Source organism: Pseudopedobacter sp. (assembly GCF_040392825.1).
GTDB lineage: Bacteria > Bacteroidota > Bacteroidia > Sphingobacteriales > Sphingobacteriaceae > Pseudopedobacter.
Window position 1 is genome coordinate 1 of the sequence record NZ_JBEBVH010000017.1, and the last position, 18,754, is coordinate 18,754.

Consider the following 18,754-nt stretch of genomic DNA (forward strand, 5'->3'; position numbering starts at 1 on the left):
AGGGCGGCAGACCAAAGATTGTTTAACAGGTCAAAAACTGATATTGGTGTTTTTGCCATTGTTTCTTGTAAAGAAAAATCAGCATAGCTGGCATATCCCAGCAATTTAGAGCGCTCCGCTCTTAGTGCAACCATTTTGGCAACATTTTCATTGTTGTCAAATTCGTTGTTATTGTCTCCCTTATGAGTGTATGCTTTATAGATTTGCGCCCTCAATTTACGATTATCTGCGTATTCTAAAAATGGCATTACGCTGGGATTGTGTAATGTAAACTTCCATTTACCTTTTAGATTAGATTCTTTTGCTGTTTTGGCCGCATTGGAAATCAAGCCCTCTGGAAGTCCGGCAAGATCTTGTTTATTGTCTATAACCAATTCATAAGCATTAACTTCTTTCAAAAGGTTCTGTCCAAATTTAACCGTCAGAGAAGAAAGCTCCTGGTTTATTTTTCTTAGCTGTTCTTTCGATTTCTCGTCTAAGCTGGCACCACTTCTTACAAATGCTTTGTAGGTCTTATCTAAAAGTCTTGCCTCCTCGGAAGTTAATTTTTCTTTAGAAATATTGTCGTGAACTTGGTTTACTCTTTTAAATAGTTCTTGGTTTAGAAAAATATCATCGTTGTGTTGAGAAAGCTTGGGGGCAATTTCACTGGATATTTTTTCCAGTTCGGTGTTGGTGTTTGCACTTGTTAAATTGAAGAAGACGGTTACTACTTTTTCTAAAAGTTTACCACTTTCTTCTAAAGCTACAATGGTGTTCTGAAAAGTGGGTACAGAGCGTACTTTATAAATAGCAGCAACTTTTGCCTTTTGCTGTTTCATGGCTTCTTCAAAAGCAGGCATATAATGCTCTGCTTTAATAGCTTCGAAAGGAGGAGCCTCAAAAGGGGTGTTATATTCTGTAAAAAAAGGATTACTTTGTGCTGTGGCAGAGGCATTGTTTAATGTCGACATACTGCAAAAGAGTAAAAGTCCGGGGAAAATATGTTTATTTCTCATATTCTTTTTGTAATAGTTACAAACATATTTATAAAAAGAAAGAGATTAAATGGTAGTTTGTAAAAATGCTGTAGCACAGGAAGGCTAATGCTCCTTAAGAGTAATCTGATATAAATGTGGCCACTTTTTACCCGTTACGAATAACCTTTTTCCTTTCGCATCCCAGGCAATACCATTAAGTACATCCTGAGATTCGTCTTCTACAGCATCATTTCTAATTCCCATTAGATTAATGTAAGACTCTACCTCTCCGGTTTTAGGATCTATAATGGCAATTAAGTCAGAGGTATAAATGTTCGCATAGATTTTTCCATCTATCCATTCCATTTCATTCAGGTAATTTACCGGCCCTTTGTCGTCGTATACTTCAATAAAACCTTCCGGCTGATAAGTTTCCTTATTCAGCTTGAAAATTCTGTTTGTACCATCAGTATTATAAATGATGTTCCCATTAAAAGCAAGTCCCCAACCTTCATCTGCATGATTATAAGGAATAGTTCTTAATAGTTCAAAAGTGTTTTTGTCATATTCAAACATCACTTTTTCTTTATAGGTAAGCATCAGTATTTTGTCTCCAATAACGGTAATCCCTTCGGCAAAATAGCGTTTATCTAAATCAATTTGTTTAAGTACTTTTCCATCTACACTCACTTTCCTTAAACTGGAAGCACCGTATTCGCCATCACTTTCATAAAAAATGCCATCGTGATATTCTAATCCCTGAGTATAAGAACTGATATCATGTTTATAAGTTTGTATAACATTAAACCCAAATTGCTGAGGAACTCTGGAAGTTAAAACTGTAATGTTCGATTGTATTTCTTCTTCTTTACCCTTAAAAAACACTTTCGCGGTAATTACACGGCTTCCCAAAGCAAGGTCAGAAGTATTAAGAGAAATGTTTGATGTGTCTTTTTTAGTTGTAATGAGTCTACCATCCGCATAATACTGGATAGAATCAGGCAGATCTGCCGTTTTGACGAAAATCTTAAATTCTTCACCTAACTTATAAGTAGTGCCACTTTCCGGATATAAACTCATGCTGTCACCGGCTTTGTTATTTTTATCTTTGCATGAAAAAGCAGTCACAACTATAAGCGGTGCTACGAATAACGAGTTCAATGTTTGTTTTTTAATAATTCCAAAAAGCATCTTCTATGTGTTTTATCTCGTGTTTTTCTAAATTTTTATCTAGCAAAATAGCAATAATATCGAAACGAATTTCTCCCCGATGTTGCATAATATAAATATACTCTTCAGCTGCTTCGGTCAGCAATTTCTGTTTTCTTGTATCTACAAATTCTTCGGGTTCGCCAAAATAAGAACCTGATCGGGTTTTTACTTCTATAAAGATAATCGTTTTGTCTTTGTAGGCAATAAGATCAATTTCTGCTTTATTGTACTGCCAGTTTTCATCCAGAATTTCATAACCTTTTTGTTCTAAAAGAAATTTAGCTATTTGCTCACCTTTTCTTCCAAAATCGTTATGAAAAGCCATATTTATCTTGAAACTACTGTACCTAAATAGTTAGAAATATATTTCTCTACACTTTTTAAATCCATGTAGTCTTTCATCAGAATCATTAGATTAGCTTCATCTTTTTCATGTTGCATTTGCCTTTGCTTTTCTGCCATTAAAGCTAAAACTTTTTTCTTTTTGAGATGGAATATAGCTCCCATTACAGTAGATTTTAAATGATCGGATTCTTCCTTAACAGTGATACCATGCATATTATACCAATTCTCACTCAAATTATACGGACTTGTGAGTAGTGATATGGCCATAGCAGATATTTCCCGGTCCTGATGTTGAAGAAAGTCCTTTTCTAATGGTAAAGTACCCTTTTCGACTTCCTGAATATAGTATTTTAAGATCTTGTCTAACGAGGTATTAGTGAAGGTTACATCATTCAGGTTCATGACGATATACGGACCAATATAAGTATCGGTAATTTCATCCCAATTCACCAGATTATGTCCATAGCTTAACAGTATACGAATCATTTCCTTTTCCTGTGGAAGATCTTCCTGTACAGTTTGTTTATTATCATCAAAGAGGTCTGGCGGCGGTCCATCCTCATAAAATTCCGGAGGAGGAAAATGTGATCCTGTGTGGCTTTGGCCAGCTTCCTTTTTAGACTTTGCCAGGCGGATTTTGTTCAATTCCGAAATCAAAATCTGCTCTTCCATTTGCAGCAAACCGCTACATTCTCTCACATAAACCGAAGCTTTTATCGCATCAGGAATCTTAGCAATACTTTCAATTACATCTCTGATGACGCCTGCTTTTTTAATGGGGTCATTGGATGCATCTTGTAATAAGATTTCTGTTTTGTAAAAAATAAAATCTTTAGTGTTAAGCTCTACGTGTGTCTTAAATGCCGAAGCACCAAAAGCTTTAATATAGGAATCCGGATCATGGCCATCAGGGAAGAGAACAACTTTAACATTCATTCCTTCTTCAAGAATCATGTCCAATCCTCTTAAAGAAGCCTTAATTCCAGCTGCGTCGCCGTCATACAGAATGGTAACATTATTTGTAAAACGACCAATCAGTTTAATCTGCTCTGTGGTTAACGATGTTCCGGAAGAGGCTACAACGTTTTCTACACCAGCCTGATGAACGGCTAATACATCGGCATAGCCTTCGACCAGAAGGCAATTATCACGTTCCCGAATAGCCTTTTTTGCATGGTAAAGGCCGTAGAGAACCTTGGATTTATAGTAAATTTCACTTTCTGGAGAATTTACATATTTAGGGATTTTCTTGTCAGTTTTTAAAGTACGTCCACCAAAGCCAATAATTCTTCCGGTGAAATTATGGATAGGAAAGATTACGCGGGTTCTGAAGCGATCGTAAATGCTTCCTTTGTCGTTTTTAATGACCAGCCCGGTTTCTTCTAAAAATTCCTGTTTATAACCTTCTGCTATAGCGGCGTCATTAAGCGCTGTCCATTCTTCAGGAGAGTAGCCAATTTCAAATTTTTTCAGGATTTCTTCTTTGAAACCTCTTTCTTTAAAATAACTTAAACCTATAGATCGGCCTTCGTCTGTATTCCAAAGTTTATCCGTAAAGAATTTTGCCGCAAAAGCAGAAGTAATGTAAAGACTCTCTCTTTTGTCGGCCTCGGCTTTATAATCTTCGGAAACTTCTGTTTCTTCAACCTCTATGCTATATTTTCTGGCTAAATATTTTAAAGCTTCCGGATAGGAATATTTTTCATGACTTATGATGAATTGCAGCGAATCGCCACCTTCGCCACAACCGAAACATTTGTAGATTCCTTTTGCTGGAGAGACATGAAAAGATGGTGTTTTTTCACCATGAAAAGGACAAAGACCTATCATACTTGTGCCACGCTTTCTAAGATGCACAAAATCCCCTACGACTTCTTCAATTCTTGCCGTCTCTAAAATACGTTCTACAGTTTCCTTTTTGATCATGCTTAAGAAGACAAATTTAGCAGAATTTAAGAGGCTAATTCAATAAAAAATTAAAAGTTCTATATAACCTGTTATTTTGACAATTAATTTGAATTTAAGAGCATTTTACTGTTAAGAGGTGTTTGTTTTGCTTCTTAAGATATTTGTGATTGTTAATTAATGTATTGATTTTCAGTTTGATGTATTGTGTGTTAGCTTTAATTACAAAAAGATGACAGAAACACTCGCCGGTTTATTCAAATTTGCGCCAAAATCGAAAAATAAACTATTATGAAAAGATTATTTATTGCATTATTTGCTATTTCAGGTTTAGCTTTTACAGCTAACGCTCAAGAATTTGGTTTCGCAAAAGGAAACGTTATAGTTGAAGGGAACATTGGTTTCAACTCAGAAAATGACAAAAATGCAGAAGAGAAAAGTAGCTCATTCAGCATCAATCCAAAAGTGGGCTATTTTGTAACAGACAAAATTGCTGTTGGACTTAGTTTAGGATTTAATACTACAAAAGACGAGGATTATGCAGCAGGTTCTGAATCTGTTGACAAAACTAATTCGTTTGGCATCGGTGTTTTTGGACGTTATTATTTCTTAGAATTAGGTAAACGTTTCAAAACTTATGCTGAAGTTGGTTTAGGTTACGGTACGTCTAGAGATGAAACAGAAGTAGGGGGTACTACAACCAAAGGACCTAAAGTTAATACCTTAGGTATAAACGCGGGGATTGGTGCAAACTATTTCTTAACAGAAAGAATCGCACTTAATGTTGGGTTAGCAAATATTATCAACTTTGAAAGCGAAAAAGTTGACGTTTCGGGAGCAAAAGCTACTACTAACTTTGGTTTAGCTGCTGGTACTGTGAATAACATTTTTGATGTTGCTACATTCGGCTTAACTTTCAAATTCTAATTAAAGAATAGAAATTTTTTAAAGGAAAGGCTGGTCTCCTAACAGAGGTCAGCCTTTCCTTTATCAAAAATTACACAGTTTAAAAGCCGTTACAATTTGAACTTTTAATAGCATAAGCAGTAACTTCCCTGTTGCACCTTCCTTTTTAATACTATTTTCTTCGAGCTTTTTCCTTAAATATTTATTTTAGAAGCTTACAATAATGAATAGGATATGAGAAGCAACTTTAAGATAGAAGATTTAGCAGTTACTATACACGATTTTTTAGAGCGAGTAATCACAAAATTTGGTTTTGGCAGTTACGGGATGGTTTATCTTAAACTAATCATCATGTTGCTGGTACTATTGTTTATTGTATTACTTACTCATTTCATTGCAAAAGGAATTATCTCCCGACTTTTTAAACATTTTATATCTAAAACATCAACTCATTTTGATGATTATCTGTTAGCGCATAGATTGCCCGATTTCCTTTCCAGACTAATTCCGTTAAGTATAGCTGTTAAATTAGTTCCAATAGTATTGAATGATTTTCCAGCATTTATTCCTGCGATTAATACACTGCTGGATATTTATTCGATCTTTTTGGGGATACAGATCATCAGATCTATATTAAGATCATTAAGAGACTATTTGAAAACCAAAGAATCTTTTAAAGATAAACCCATTGATAGTTATATACAGGTTCTGGTGATTGGGTTATATTTTATAGCCGGAATTTTAATTTTTACAACGCTTACCGGTAAATCTATAGTAGCTTTCTTTACCACACTTGGTGCTGCATCAGCCATTTTATTATTAATTTTTAAAGACACCATCATGGGGTTTGTAGCGAGTATACAGGTTACAGTTAATGATATGGTGCGGATAGGGGATTGGATAACTATGAATAAGTACGGAGCAGACGGCGATGTTATCGAGATTACACTAACTACGGTAAAAGTCCAGAATTTCGACAAAACCATTACGACCATACCCACCTATAACCTTATATCAGATTCTTTTATCAATTGGAGAGGGATGCGGCGTTCAGGAGGCAGAAGAATCAAAAGAGCAATTAAAATTAAAATTTCCAGTATTAAGTTTCTCTCGGAAGATGATGTTGAAAGGCTGAAGAAAATTAAGCTGATTGAAAAGTATCTTAATGAAAAAACTACGGAAATAGCTGATTACAATGCTAGGATTCACGGTACTACAGAAATGTTGGTAAATGGTAGAAATTTAACCAATATTGGTGTATTTAGAATTTATATAGATGAGTATCTTAAAAGTAACCAAAATTTAAACTCAGATTTTACTATGATGGCCAGACAACTTGCTCCGGAAAATGACGGTTTGCCTTTGGAGATATATGCATTTACAAATGTTGTAATTTGGAAAAATTATGAAGCCATAATGGCCGATATTTTCGACCATCTTTTAGCTTCAGTAGCTTATTTCGGATTAGAAGTTTTTGAATCACCTTCTTCAGGCGATTTTAAAACACTGGTTTCTTTTTCAAAGTAATGTTATTTGTAAGAATAACCACCGTCTATCTGTAAAATGGAGCCATTTAGGTATTCATTTTCGATAATATGCAGTGCCAGTCTGGCAACCTCTTCGGGCTCTCCAAATCGGTTTAAAGCGATATTAGGTTTAATAGCTTCCCTAACTTCATGTTTTTTGGCCTTTTGCCAGTCTGTATCTATATATCCCGGATTAATGCAGTTGATACGGACTTCCATTGGCTGAAGAACCTTAACCATATTTTTTGTTAGTGCATTAACACCGGCTTTAGAAACCCCGTAAGGAATAGAAGTTGCATGAGGGTAAACGGCAAGCATAGAGCCAATTAGAACGATGTTTCCTTTTGTTACTAAAATATCTTTAGCATGGTTTAAGAAAAGCGTGGGAAATAACAAATTACAATTGAAAACGTGAAGTATATTTTGATCCGGAGCTTCAAAAAAAGGAGATCTGTCCGTAATGCCTGCATTCAGTACAATTACTTCATACCTAGGAGATATATCTTTTAATTTGTCAATAAGAACTGGAATATCTTCCAGGTTACTATTGTCATATTGGATACAAAAATAATCCTCTCCCTCTTTATAGTTAACGTCTATTTCTTCTTTAAATTTGGTACTGTTGACATAATTGAAAACAACCTTATATCCTTGTTGCAGTAAAGCGTAGCCAATAGAAAAACCAATTCCTCTGGAAGACCCTGTAACGAATGCATATTTCATATATTCATTTTTAGCCCACAAAGTTAAGAAGATACGCTAACTAAAAGTGTTGATATTCTGAAAATCATTTGCTAAAACTTGGTTTCTAATAAGAATTGAGGCATAATTTTTTTATAATTGTATGGAATAAATATTTTGCAATGGAAAAGATATATCTAAGTGATGCCGGACCTAAAGTGTCTCCTGCTATTTATGGTTTTTACAGATGGAATGAACTAAGTAATGATACATCTTCAGAGATGGAGAGAATCGTAAATCTATGTTTAGATTTAGGAATCAATACATTTGACCATGCAGATATTTATGGAGATTATGGTATTGAAGCACTTTTTGGCGAACTGATTGCCAAAAAATCTTTCAAAAGAGAAGATATTGTTTTATTTACCAAGTGTGGTTTAAGAACACCGAGTACTAAATATCCAGAAGTTAGGGTAGAGCATTTGGATACTTCTGCGGAACATATTATAGCTTCTGTTGAAAGTTCTTTGAAAAAATTGAAGACGGACTATATTGATATTTTCTTATTAAACCATCTGGATCCAATTGCTAATCTGGAAGAGACAGCCAGTGCGCTGTTAAAACTAAAAACATCCGGAAAAGTTAAAAATATTGGTATTACCAATTTTTCTGTTTTCGAACATCAATTGCTGGCGTCTTATCTTAATATTCCGATTGTTACGAATCATATCGAGCTGAATTTATTAAATACATCAGCTTTAGATAGCGGACAAATCGATTATATTAAACAAAGATATATGCGACCTTTAGCTTCTGCACCCTTAGCTGAAGGGAGAATAGCTAGCGGTACAGATGCTGTAGCCGTTAAGGTGAGAACTAAGCTGGAAGAGATAGCACCAAAGTATGGTGTAGATATCGAATCATTGGCGGTTGCCTGGTTAGTGAAGTTAGGCGCTCTGCCTTTAATTGGAACAAAAAACGATCAGAGGATAAAAAATATAGCAGCGTCGTTTGCTATTGATTTAGATAGACAAGATTGGTACGAATTGTATCAGGCCGGTAAGTAGAGGTGCTTTAAATACTTGAAGATGCCTCTTTCCTTTTGGAAGAAGGAAAGAGGTATCTGCTTTGAGCTTTTAAACAGTTATGCATGTTATTAAACTGACGGGCTGCATCAAAGGTAGTGCGTTTGTCAGGCCGAGGGATTCGAAGCCCTTTCGTACCACTCAAGGCATATTTCTACTCTGCTCAATATGACTCCTTTGTATGATACGGCCTCTTTAACAGTACGACAAAATTCAGTCAGTAGCAAACCAGGAAGTATCATATTCCGAGTGGCGCTCTCCGGAAGAAGATCCTGCAACAATTTACCGACTTTCTTCCTAACCCTATTTCTCCGTGTAATTTTTATGTGATATCAGAAAACTTGCTCTTTCTTCATTTTTGAATGGAATATCCCAATTTCCCTGATAGCTTATTTTTGTAGGCAGCAGCTCATCCATAAAGTAAGACATTTCTATGTTCATTTGAATATCAAAGCTGAAAGCCAGATTGCCCAGTTTCATATCTATATATCTGCCCAGTATCTGGAAATTCCTTTTGTCGAAAATAGTAGTTAATTCCTTGATCATTAAACCATCTTTTGTCCAGCCAGACAAATCATCTTTTAACGTTACCTTAAAACGATAGACGGGAATAGAATCTAAATAAGTGCCCGAATAAAATCTATAATCATAATACTGACGCATATTGGCAGAAAATATTTCTGTTTTTCCCGAGATAATAGGGATACCTTTTACAGGCCTTCCCGGACTAAAAATTAAGGTCTTTAACTTATCTTTATAAGACTCATTCTTCTCGCCCCCTTTATTTGCAGGACCGGAGGAAGAAGACGGCGAATAGTACGACTGATAGGCGTTCACAAAAATGTAATCGAACATTTCAATTGTCTTTAGCCTATATTTTCCACTTTTTTTATGAAGATTTCCTTCGCTTTTATCAACTAAATAGGTAATCTTCTGTGCGGATTTATTAGGATTATGTATGAACTTCCTGTAAATACGGCCATTTACCTTGTTTTTTTTGTCGTAACTGTAAATACTGTTTTCGGCCAGGAATTTATATTTTTTCATGGCTCTGAAAGCCTCGTAAAAGCTAGTGTCGTTAATGATGCGTTCTATAAAATCTTCCTGATTAAGTCCCGACTTAGCTGTCTTGATGACAACAACGCTATCGATAACGACACTTAAAATAGTGTCTGGATTAAAACGGGGAATGGCTTGTCCAAAGGAATATTGGTTCAGGAATAGGAAAATAGCCACAAGAAGACAAGAACGTTTCATAAAGGTCAGATAAAAGAACATCTCTACCAAAATTTCGATAGAGATGTTTTATGAACTTTTTAAGATGCCGGTATTAAAAACCTAACTGTTTAATAGCGGAATAGGCCATTAAACCAGTGCTGATTTTTAGTGAGCTTTCGTCTATATCGAAAGTTGGAGTGTGAACCGACGAAGTGATGCCTCTTTCTTTATTCCCGGTGCCTAATCTGTAAAAACTTGCATTAGAAACCTGCGAATAATAGGCAAAATCTTCTGCAGCCATCCAGATATCTAAATCAATAACATTTTCTTCGCCTAAATAGTTAATAAGATTTTGTCTTACCTGTGCAGTTAACTTTTCTTCGTTAACCAGAAATGGATAGCCATTTACAATTTTAAAATCACAAGATCCACCCATACCTTCGGCAATAGACTCTGCCATTTTTTTCATCTTAATATGAGCAGATCTTCTCCACTCTTCGTCCAATGTTCTGAACGTTCCGTGAATAATTACTTCATTCGGGATTACGTTGGTGGCACCATCAGCTATAACTTTTCCGAAAGACAATACAGAAGGGATTCTCGGATCTGCATTCCTGCTTACGATTTGCTGTAAAGCTGTTAAGGTATGTGCCATAATCAATACCGGGTCTATATTTTCATGTGGTTGTGCCCCATGTCCACCTTTGCCCTTTATAGTAATATACAGCTCATCAGAAGAAGCCATGTATTTACCTGCTCTTATACCCACTTTTCCCGCTTCTATCAAAGGCATTACATGCTGACCCAAAACTGCTTCGGGTTTTGGATTTTCTAAAGCTCCTTCTTTAATCATTAAGCTTGCTCCGCCGGGAAGAACTTCTTCTGCCGGTTGAAACATTAACTTTATGGTCCCTCCAAATTCACTTTTTAGCTTATTTAAAATAGCAGCGGTTCCCAACAAAGAAGAAGTATGTACATCATGTCCGCAAGCATGCATTACTCCCGGATTGGTAGACTTATAAGAAACATCATTGGCTTCCAAAATAGGTAAAGCATCCATATCTGCTCTTAAAGCGATAACTTTATCTGACGGTAACTCTCCTTTTATTATACCTAAAACTCCGGTATTGGCAATTTCCGTAAATGGAATATTCAGCGCACTTAATTGTTCTTTTACATACTTAGAAGTTTCATATTCGTGAAATGAAAGCTCCGGATTGGCATGTAAATGCCTTCTTTTTGCTACCACATCTTCATGAATTTCAGATGCGAGTGTTTTAATTTTATCTATCAGCATTATTGATCGGCTTTTTCTGGATTAATACGTTCTCTAAAGATAAATAATGTAGGAAAAACAGGGCGTAAAGCATTCATTAATTGCTGGGCTTCCATCCTGGTTCTAAAATCGCCTACCTTCAATCTGTAATTGGGCTGTGTGTATGAAATATAAGTATTGTGCTCCGGATAGAGCGTTTTAAACTTAGCTTGCATATCGTAAGCCTCTTTTCTGTTCGGGCCAAAGAAAATTTGTACTCTATAGCCTGTTATAACCAAAGGCGTACCGGATTGCGATACACCTTTGGTCAATTCTATTCTTCTTTTGATTAAACTATCTATAAGCGGGTCTTTGACCTCCTGAACCGAACCTTCCTGCGCTTTTGTAAGACAGGCCGACAGAAGAAAAAGAGCCAGTATACCGATATGTTTTATTCTAAGCATTTGCGCCGTGACAGTTTTTATATTTTTTACCACTTCCACAAGGACAAAGGTCATTTCTGCCTATTTTTTCTTCCTGACGTACAACAGGTTGAGTTTTTTGCAGTTCTCTGGTGTCTTCCATTCCTGCCTGTTCAGATCCAACTTCTGTTCTTGAACTTTTCAGCTTACTTAAATCTACAGAAGGTTGAGGTCTGGCTTCCTGAACTGGCGCTTCCTGAACCGGAATTCCTCCTTTAAATAAGAAACTTACCACTTCTTTATTTACAGACGCCAACATGCTCTTAAACAGATTGAAAGCTTCCATCTTATAAATAATCAATGGATCTTTTTGTTCATAAACCGCATTCTGAACAGATTGTTTTAAATCGTCCATCTCGCGCAAATGCTCTTTCCAGGTATCGTCTATTAAAGCAAGTACAATATTTTTTTCAAAAGATTTGATGACTTCTCTTCCATTAGTTTCAACAGATCTTTGAAGCGGAGCAGAAATCTGGATACCTCTGGTTCCATCTGTAAACGGAATGATGATATTCTCGATGTTATTACCCCTTGTACTCAGGATTTCTCTTAATACTGGCAAAGCTTGTTGAGCAATTGCCTCGGATTTTCTGCCGTAATATTCAGAAGCCTCCTGGAATACTCTGTTTACTAATTTATCAATATTGGAGTTTCCAAATTCCTGTTCTGTAATTTGCGTATCAATAGAGAAAATTCTGATTAATTCTAATTTGAAGCCCTCGTAATTGTTGGTGTCCTTGTATTCCGCAACGATATCATCAATTACATCAATAATCATGTTTTCGATATCAACATCCAGACGCTCGCCGAATAATGCGTTTTTACGTTTAGTATAAATTACGGTACGTTGCGAGTTCATCACATCATCGTACTCCAGCAAACGCTTACGAATACCAAAGTTATTTTCCTCTACTTTTTTCTGAGCTCTTTCGATAGAATTGGTAATCATAGAGTGCTGGATAACTTCGCCTTCTTCGATACCCATTTTCACCATCAGATTAGAAATTCTTTCAGAACCGAATAAACGCATCAGATTATCTTCCAGCGACACGAAGAACTGAGAAGAACCCGGATCTCCCTGACGACCGGAACGACCACGTAGCTGTCTGTCCACACGACGGGATTCATGTCTTTCTGTACCGATTATTGCTAAACCACCAGCTTCCTTCACACCCTCGCCCAATTTAATATCGGTACCACGGCCAGCCATATTGGTTGCAATAGTTACTGTACCCGCTTTACCAGCTTCGGCAACAATATCGGCCTCCTTTTGGTGTAATTTCGCATTCAATACCTGATGTTTAATTCCGCGAAGTTTAAGCATACGGCTTAATAATTCAGAAATCTCAACTGATGTTGTACCTACAAGTACCGGACGACCGGCATTCGATAATTCAACAATCTCGTCTGCCACAGCGTTGTATTTTTCACGCATAGTACGGTAAACTTTGTCTTGCAAGTCTTTACGGGCAATTGGTCTGTGCGGAGGAATCTCTACTACATCCAGTTTATAGATTTGCCATAACTCACCAGCTTCAGTAACGGCAGTACCTGTCATACCTGCTAACTTATGGTACATTCTAAAATAGTTTTGAAGCGTGATAGTAGCATAAGTTTGCGTAGCATCCTCAATTTTTACGTTCTCTTTAGCTTCAATAGCCTGGTGTAAACCGTCTGAATAACGACGGCCATCCATAATACGGCCGGTTTGTTCATCAACGATTTTAATCTTTCCATCGTCAATAATATATTCTGTATCCTTTTCGAATAGGGTATAAGCTTTTAGAAGTTGGTTTACTGAGTGAATACGCTCTGCTTTAATAGAGTAATCTCTCAATAATTCATCTTTTTGATGTGCTTTTTCTTCGGGAGTCGCGCTTGATTTTTCAATTTCTGCAATCTCGGTACCTACATCCGGTAAAATGAAGAAATGTGGATCTTCACCAGAAGCAGTAATCAATTCGATACCCTTTTCAGTTAATTCAACCTGATTTTGCTTTTCGTCAATAATAAAATAAAGCTCTGCATCTACACGGTGCATCTCTTTATTTTGATCCTGCATGAAATAGTTCTCGGTTTTAGAAAGTACCTGACGGATTCCCGGCTCACTTAAGAACTTAATTAAAGCTTTACTTTTTGGCAAACCACGGTGAGCTCTCAATAAAGCCATACCGCCTTCTTCTATACCAGATTTTCCATCATTGATTTGCTTTTTGGCTTCATTTAAAACTCCGTTAATAAAGTTTTTCTGTGCATTAACCAAACGCTCTATTCTAGGTTTCAGATCGTAAAACTCATGTTCATCACCACGTGGGATTGGACCAGAAATAATTAAAGGTGTACGGGCATCGTCAATCAAAACCGAGTCAACCTCATCCACTATCGCATAATGTAATTTCCCTTGTACCAACTCTTCCGGTGTACGTGTCATATTGTCACGCAAGTAATCAAAACCGAACTCATTGTTAGTTCCGTAAACAATATCAGATTGATAAGCTCTTCTTCTGTCCGAAGAATTTGGATAATGTTTATCAATACAATCTACAGACAGGCCGTGGAATTCGAAAACAGGTCCGTTCCATTCAGAGTCACGACGAGCAAGGTAATCATTTACCGTAACCACATGAACCCCCATGCCAGCAAGTGCATTTAAATAAATTGGTAAAGTTCCAACTAAAGTTTTACCCTCACCGGTACCCATTTCGGCAATTTTACCCTGATGAAGTACAATACCACCAATCAGCTGGACATCATAATGGATCATGTTCCACTTAACCGTATTTCCTGCAGCTAGCCACGAATTGTGGTGAATAGCTTTGTCGCCATCTATAACAACATTACCTTTTTTGGCCGCTAATTCTCTGTCGAAATCTGTTGCAGTAACTTCTACAGTTTCGTTTTCGGTAAATCTTCTCGCAGTTTCTTTCATTACAGCGAAAGCTTCGGGAAGAATTTCATTAAGTGTAACCTCTAATTGTTTATTGCGTTCTTTTTCTAAACGATCAATTTCATCGTAATAAGCTGTTTTTTCCGCTAAAGGCATTTGTTGGTTTTGCTCAACATTGCTTTTTATTTCGATGATTTTACCATTGATTTCTGACAAACTTTCTTGAATTCTGTGTTTGAAGTTTAAGGTCTTTCCTCTTAGCTCATCATTTGAAATGCCGGAGAGCTTATTATACTCCTCGTTTATCTTGTCTACGATAGGTCTGATTGCTTTTATATCGCGATCGGACTTGCTACCGAATATCTTACTAATAAAATTTAACATTTTTCGATTAATTTGAATCTTAAAAACTCAACAATTACGCCATGTCTCAAAATAAAGTCAAAATGGCATCTTTGCGGGCGTGTAAAATTAATACTTTATTTAAAAGATTATAATTTAAATAGTGTTAAATGACATTATCAACCTATGTCGGCTGATTATTCTTTGCTTTTATTGTAGTTCATACTTTTGGTTTTTACTGAAAGACAAATAAAGACTCCAGGTAGGTAACAAAACCTTTTAAGCTGTATGTTTAATATCCTATAGTTAACTGCTTATAGCTTTCAACTTTTAGCTATCGTTTAGGTCTGAACCTCAATATTAATTGTTTTTTTGCAATGTATAAACAATAGAATTTTTTATATTTCGTAATATATAAACATCAAACTCATATGAACGGAATTAATCTTGTAACAGACGAAAAGGGAAATACTAAGGCGTTAATGCTGGATCTGGTTTATTTTAAAAAAGAGAATATAAATGCTAAAAGCGTGATGGAAGCGTTGTCTAATCTTCAACAGCTGATAGATGAAAGCGTTGTAGCTAATAAAAAAGATAACGATTGGGAATCTGCAAAATCGAAATTAGAACAATTGAAGAACCTAAAATGAAATATATTATAGCGGCCTTTTTTTGCTTTGCAATGTCTTATGGGCATGCACAGCAGGATTCAGTAAATTCATCCCCGTTAAAATTTATAGGTGATAAAGAATATGCGTTTTATACCCAGGGAAATGATCCGGCTTTAGTTTTGATTGCAGAGCTTAACAATTATCCATCTCCCAAAGTTGTTTTGGAAAAGCAGAAACAACTGGGTTTAAATGCTACACAGAAGACACAGGTACAAACTATACAAACGGAGATGACCCGCAAATTGAAAGAGATGGGCAATTTCTTAATTGTAGAACAAACCAAGTTAAATAAGCTTTTCGAAACAAATAAAATAAATGAGGGTTCCCTCATATACCATACTAATAAGATTGGTGCTTTAGAGGGTGAAATGAGGAATGCTTATTTGAAAGCGTACCTTAGAACAAGAGATATTTTAACTTCTCAACAACTGAAAAAGTATCAGTCTTTAAAGAATGCGAACAAGTAATTTTAATTTTAGCTAAGTAAACGATAACTTAGCGCCCTAAAATTTTTTTATATGAAGACATCCTTCGACTTTGAAAAACCTATTGCCGAGTTGCAGCAGCAGGTTGAAAAAGTAAATCAGATAGCAGAAAAAACTAAGGTAGACATGTCTGCTACGCTGAGAGAATTGGAAGAGAAAATAGAAAAAGCAAAACAAGACGTTTATACTAACTTAACAGGCTGGCAGCAGGTTCAAATCTCCAGACATCCGGAAAGACCCTATACCTTACAATATATAGAGGATATCTGCGATGATTTTATCGAGCTTCACGGAGATCGTACTGTTGGTGATGATAAAGCTATTGTTGGTGGCTTTGGCAGTCTTAATGGTGAGACGGTGATGTTTATAGGTCATCAGAAAGGAGTCAATACCAAAATGCGTCAATACAGGAATTTCGGTATGGCCAATCCCGAAGGTTACCGTAAGGCGTTGCGCTTAATGAAGCTTGCAGAAAAATTTAATAAGCCGGTTGTTACTTTTATAGATACACCGGGTGCTTTTCCGGGATTAGAGGCTGAAGAGCGTGGACAAGGAGAAGCCATTGCGAGGAACTTGCTTGAGATGTCTGTACTTAACGTTCCCATTATCTGTGTAATTGTAGGTGAAGGTGCTTCTGGTGGTGCTTTGGGAATAGGTATCGGCGATAAAGTGTATATGTTAGAACATACATGGTATTCCGTTATTTCTCCCGAATCCTGCTCTTCTATTTTATGGAGAAGCTGGGATTATAAAGAAAAAGCTGCAGAATGTTTAAAGTTGACTGCTGACGAGATGCTTAAGAATAAACTGATTGATGGTATTATTCCAGAACCTTTGGGAGGTGCGCATCAAGATTCCGCAGTCATGGCTCAAACCATTAAAGAAAAATTGATTCAGGATCTGAAGGAATTAAAATCTAAAAATATTGAAACTCTTATTGCTGAAAGAATTGACAAGTTCTGTAGCATGGGAGTTGTGCTGGAGGATTAATTATAAAATTTAGCATATAAAAAATGCAAACGGTTTATATCGTTTGCATTTTTTTTAGATAATTTCAGGATTCTACCAACCAGGATTCTGTGTAAGTGCAGGGTTTAATACTCTTTCACTTACTGGAATAGAATTTAAATAATCTCTGTCTAATTTAAAGCCGTATCCGTTTGGAATGGTGTTTTTATATGGATCAAGGAACCCTTCATTATCAACCGGTGTTGTATTTGTCGGATGTTGAGAAGCCAAAAATCCTTTAGGTCTTTTTTCAAAAATCAACTCATCTGCTGCTGCCCAGCGTAAAATATCCGGTAACCTGAAACCCTCTAATGCAAGCTCAACCCGTCTTTCTCGCCTAACTTCATTAATTATTGGAGACAGTGTAGGAAAATCCCATTTCGGATCTGGGGTAATATTCGTTAATATTAAATTAGGCATGCCAACCCTGTCCCGAAGCTTTTTAATGGTCTTGTCTATATCATCTTGATTAATTGTTCCCAGCTCGGCTTTTGCTTCTGCATAGTTTAACAAAACTTCTGCATACCTGTAAAGAATAGAGGGCGTCTCTTCAAACTGTTGGACATGGTAAATCATATTAGGGTTATAACCTTTTACAATGAGATATCCGGTTGGTGCATTATAATCTCCGGTAGTATTGCGTTTATCATATACTTCCTTCCAAAACTTATTTGGTGTACCGGCAGCAATTTTCCAAACGTCATCCGGAGAAGCAATGGTTTGGAAAAAGCGGGGATCGCGATTTTGGCCTTCTAATTTTAAGGTGCTATATCCCAGAAAATTTGGGTTGCCTGTAATTGGTTTTCCATCGATAGCCAAATAAGAGTCCGCCAGTTGTTTTGTAATCGTATTGCCAGAAGGAGTTTCCATCCTAAAGTTTCTGTCGTTTACAAACGCCGAACTCCCTCTCGACAAATTATTATCATATTTTTTCCAGAACATTACTTCTTTATTAGTCGAGTAATCTCTAAGAGCAAACAGATCTTTGTAATCTGTAGAAGGACTGCTTGTTGTATAAATGTCATACAAATTAGAAGTCATGATTTGTTCGGCAGCTTCGACAGCTTTATTAAAATATTTAGTTGGTTGAGGGTTTGCAACACCAAAATCAGTACCGTTATGGTATTTCTCCCATGTACCTTCATATAAGGCAACTCTGCTTTGCATTAAAAGCGCCATCCATTTATTTATACGGCCTGCACCCGAAGTTTTATCTTCCATTAAATACTTGGCGGCCGAATCTAACTGAGCAATAATATTATCCGCTACTATATTTCTTGGGTCTCTTGGCTTATACAAATCAGGAGATTCGGAATTAAGTTCGGTAGTTATCCATGGGATATCTCCATAGTCTTGCAAAAGGTTAAAGTAGATAACAGCTCTAAAGAAATATGCTTCACCTAAATATTGTTTGTAAGCACTAAGAGGATGATTTGCCTCTACTCTTTTATAGTTATCAAAAAAGTAATTGATACTCCTGACATTGGCAAAAGGTATAGATCCGGTAGATGAAATCACGCGTGTACCTTCTAAACGCTGATCGATATTTATTCTGATCTGATTATCGCTGTCAAAGTCATTCCCATGATTCGCATACCGGGTAAAAATTGTACTGTTATAGAACTGATTTACGTATGTTTTAAGATGCTCGGGATCTGTAAAAAATGCAGAATCTTCTACTTCATCTAAAGGAGACCTTTGTAAAAAATCTTTTTCGCATCCGGCTAAAGTTATACCAAATGCTATGAAACTGATGATTATTTTTAGAGATTTCATAATATAATTCA

General features: G+C 36.3%; 16 protein-coding genes. 6 read left to right on the top strand and 10 right to left on the bottom strand.

Annotated elements, in window-relative coordinates:
- The 4 genes from ABWO41_RS02290 to dnaG all read right to left on the bottom strand — a co-directional run.
- A partial coding sequence (locus ABWO41_RS02290) for a M3 family metallopeptidase (protein WP_353132800.1) occupies nt 1-998 on the bottom strand: 998 nt, incomplete at its 3' end.
- Between the two features lie 84 nt (nt 999-1,082).
- On the bottom strand, nt 1,083-2,120 hold the full coding sequence (locus ABWO41_RS02295) for a glutaminyl-peptide cyclotransferase (protein WP_353132803.1): 1,038 nt from the start codon (nt 2,118-2,120) through the stop codon (nt 1,083-1,085).
- 10 nt (nt 2,121-2,130) lie between these two features.
- Entirely contained in the window at nt 2,131-2,496 is a 366-nt protein-coding gene (locus ABWO41_RS02300; protein WP_353132805.1) for a YraN family protein, read from the bottom strand.
- A 2-nt stretch (nt 2,497-2,498) separates the two neighbouring features.
- The gene (gene dnaG, locus ABWO41_RS02305) at nt 2,499-4,442 is read right to left on the bottom strand and encodes a DNA primase (RefSeq protein WP_353132808.1); all 1,944 of its coding nucleotides are present in this window, start codon (nt 4,440-4,442) and stop codon (nt 2,499-2,501) included.
- 270 nt (nt 4,443-4,712) lie between these two features.
- On the opposite strand from dnaG, the gene ABWO41_RS02310 reads away from it, so the two are divergent.
- Nucleotides 4,713-5,348 (top strand): outer membrane beta-barrel protein, encoded by a 636-nt coding sequence (locus ABWO41_RS02310; protein WP_353132811.1) that lies wholly within the window; start codon nt 4,713-4,715, stop codon nt 5,346-5,348.
- Between the two features lie 213 nt (nt 5,349-5,561).
- Nucleotides 5,562-6,854 (top strand): mechanosensitive ion channel family protein, encoded by a 1,293-nt coding sequence (locus ABWO41_RS02315; RefSeq protein ID WP_353132814.1) that lies wholly within the window; start codon nt 5,562-5,564, stop codon nt 6,852-6,854.
- Between the two features lie 2 nt (nt 6,855-6,856).
- Here ABWO41_RS02315 and ABWO41_RS02320 read toward each other — a convergent pair whose 3' ends face one another.
- Nucleotides 6,857-7,576, bottom strand: a complete 720-nt coding sequence (locus ABWO41_RS02320) for an SDR family NAD(P)-dependent oxidoreductase (protein WP_353132817.1) — start codon at nt 7,574-7,576, stop codon at nt 6,857-6,859.
- Nucleotides 7,577-7,716: 140 nt separating this feature from the next.
- Here ABWO41_RS02320 and ABWO41_RS02325 point away from each other — a divergent pair, with 140 nt between their 5' ends.
- Nucleotides 7,717-8,601 carry an aldo/keto reductase gene (locus ABWO41_RS02325; RefSeq protein WP_353132820.1) on the top strand — a complete coding sequence of 295 codons (885 nt, stop codon included), beginning with the start codon at nt 7,717-7,719 and terminating at the stop codon, nt 8,599-8,601.
- Nucleotides 8,602-8,922: 321 nt separating this feature from the next.
- Here the strand turns inward: ABWO41_RS02325 and ABWO41_RS02330 are convergent, their stop codons facing one another.
- The 4 genes from ABWO41_RS02330 to secA all read right to left on the bottom strand — a co-directional run bounded on the left by ABWO41_RS02330 (nt 8,923) and on the right by secA (nt 14,845).
- A complete protein-coding gene (locus ABWO41_RS02330; protein WP_353132823.1) occupies nt 8,923-9,876 on the bottom strand; it encodes a hypothetical protein in 954 nt (317 codons plus the stop codon).
- A gap of 73 nt (nt 9,877-9,949) precedes the next feature.
- Entirely contained in the window at nt 9,950-11,134 is a 1,185-nt protein-coding gene (locus ABWO41_RS02335; protein WP_353132826.1) for a M20 metallopeptidase family protein, read from the bottom strand.
- Entirely contained in the window at nt 11,134-11,556 is a 423-nt protein-coding gene (locus ABWO41_RS02340; protein ID WP_353132829.1) for an SPOR domain-containing protein, read from the bottom strand. Before ABWO41_RS02340 ends, ABWO41_RS02335 begins: the two co-directional genes overlap by 1 nt.
- Nucleotides 11,549-14,845 (bottom strand): preprotein translocase subunit SecA, encoded by a 3,297-nt coding sequence (gene secA, locus ABWO41_RS02345; protein WP_353132832.1) that lies wholly within the window; start codon nt 14,843-14,845, stop codon nt 11,549-11,551. The genes ABWO41_RS02340 and secA overlap by 8 nt, the downstream gene beginning before the upstream one ends.
- A gap of 389 nt (nt 14,846-15,234) precedes the next feature.
- Here secA and ABWO41_RS02350 point away from each other — a divergent pair, with 389 nt between their 5' ends.
- The 3 genes from ABWO41_RS02350 to ABWO41_RS02360 are packed head-to-tail and all read left to right on the top strand — an operon-like array spanning nt 15,235 to nt 16,949.
- The gene (locus tag ABWO41_RS02350; RefSeq protein ID WP_353132835.1) at nt 15,235-15,453 is read left to right on the top strand and encodes a hypothetical protein; all 219 of its coding nucleotides are present in this window, start codon (nt 15,235-15,237) and stop codon (nt 15,451-15,453) included.
- On the top strand, nt 15,450-15,941 hold the full coding sequence (locus ABWO41_RS02355; protein WP_353132838.1) for a hypothetical protein: 492 nt from the start codon (nt 15,450-15,452) through the stop codon (nt 15,939-15,941). The genes ABWO41_RS02350 and ABWO41_RS02355 overlap by 4 nt, the downstream gene beginning before the upstream one ends.
- Nucleotides 15,942-15,992: 51 nt before the next feature.
- Complete coding sequence (locus tag ABWO41_RS02360; protein ID WP_353132841.1) at nt 15,993-16,949, top strand: acetyl-CoA carboxylase carboxyltransferase subunit alpha; 957 nt, start codon at nt 15,993-15,995, stop codon at nt 16,947-16,949.
- A 72-nt stretch (nt 16,950-17,021) separates the two neighbouring features.
- Here ABWO41_RS02360 and ABWO41_RS02365 read toward each other — a convergent pair whose 3' ends face one another.
- Nucleotides 17,022-18,743, bottom strand: a complete 1,722-nt coding sequence (locus tag ABWO41_RS02365) for a RagB/SusD family nutrient uptake outer membrane protein (protein WP_353132844.1) — start codon at nt 18,741-18,743, stop codon at nt 17,022-17,024.
- Between the last annotated feature and the right edge of the window lie 11 nt (nt 18,744-18,754).

What these genes read in the sequence shown, in the direction of transcription:
- ABWO41_RS02300 (WP_353132805.1), bottom strand. Translation starts at nt 2,496, where the DNA reads ATGGCTTTTCATAACGATTTTGGAAGAAAAGGTGAGCAAATAGCTAAA.
- dnaG (WP_353132808.1), bottom strand. Translation starts at nt 4,442, where the DNA reads ATGATCAAAAAGGAAACTGTAGAACGTATTTTAGAGACGGCAAGAATT.
- ABWO41_RS02310 (WP_353132811.1), top strand. Translation starts at nt 4,713, where the DNA reads ATGAAAAGATTATTTATTGCATTATTTGCTATTTCAGGTTTAGCTTTT.
- ABWO41_RS02315 (WP_353132814.1), top strand. Translation starts at nt 5,562, where the DNA reads ATGAGAAGCAACTTTAAGATAGAAGATTTAGCAGTTACTATACACGAT.
- ABWO41_RS02320 (WP_353132817.1), bottom strand. Translation starts at nt 7,576, where the DNA reads ATGAAATATGCATTCGTTACAGGGTCTTCCAGAGGAATTGGTTTTTCT.
- ABWO41_RS02325 (WP_353132820.1), top strand. Translation starts at nt 7,717, where the DNA reads ATGGAAAAGATATATCTAAGTGATGCCGGACCTAAAGTGTCTCCTGCT.
- ABWO41_RS02330 (WP_353132823.1), bottom strand. Translation starts at nt 9,876, where the DNA reads ATGAAACGTTCTTGTCTTCTTGTGGCTATTTTCCTATTCCTGAACCAA.
- ABWO41_RS02335 (WP_353132826.1), bottom strand. Translation starts at nt 11,134, where the DNA reads ATGCTGATAGATAAAATTAAAACACTCGCATCTGAAATTCATGAAGAT.
- ABWO41_RS02340 (WP_353132829.1), bottom strand. Translation starts at nt 11,556, where the DNA reads ATGCTTAGAATAAAACATATCGGTATACTGGCTCTTTTTCTTCTGTCG.
- secA (WP_353132832.1), bottom strand. Translation starts at nt 14,845, where the DNA reads ATGTTAAATTTTATTAGTAAGATATTCGGTAGCAAGTCCGATCGCGAT.
- ABWO41_RS02350 (WP_353132835.1), top strand. Translation starts at nt 15,235, where the DNA reads ATGAACGGAATTAATCTTGTAACAGACGAAAAGGGAAATACTAAGGCG.
- ABWO41_RS02355 (WP_353132838.1), top strand. Translation starts at nt 15,450, where the DNA reads ATGAAATATATTATAGCGGCCTTTTTTTGCTTTGCAATGTCTTATGGG.
- ABWO41_RS02360 (WP_353132841.1), top strand. Translation starts at nt 15,993, where the DNA reads ATGAAGACATCCTTCGACTTTGAAAAACCTATTGCCGAGTTGCAGCAG.
- ABWO41_RS02365 (WP_353132844.1), bottom strand. Translation starts at nt 18,743, where the DNA reads ATGAAATCTCTAAAAATAATCATCAGTTTCATAGCATTTGGTATAACT.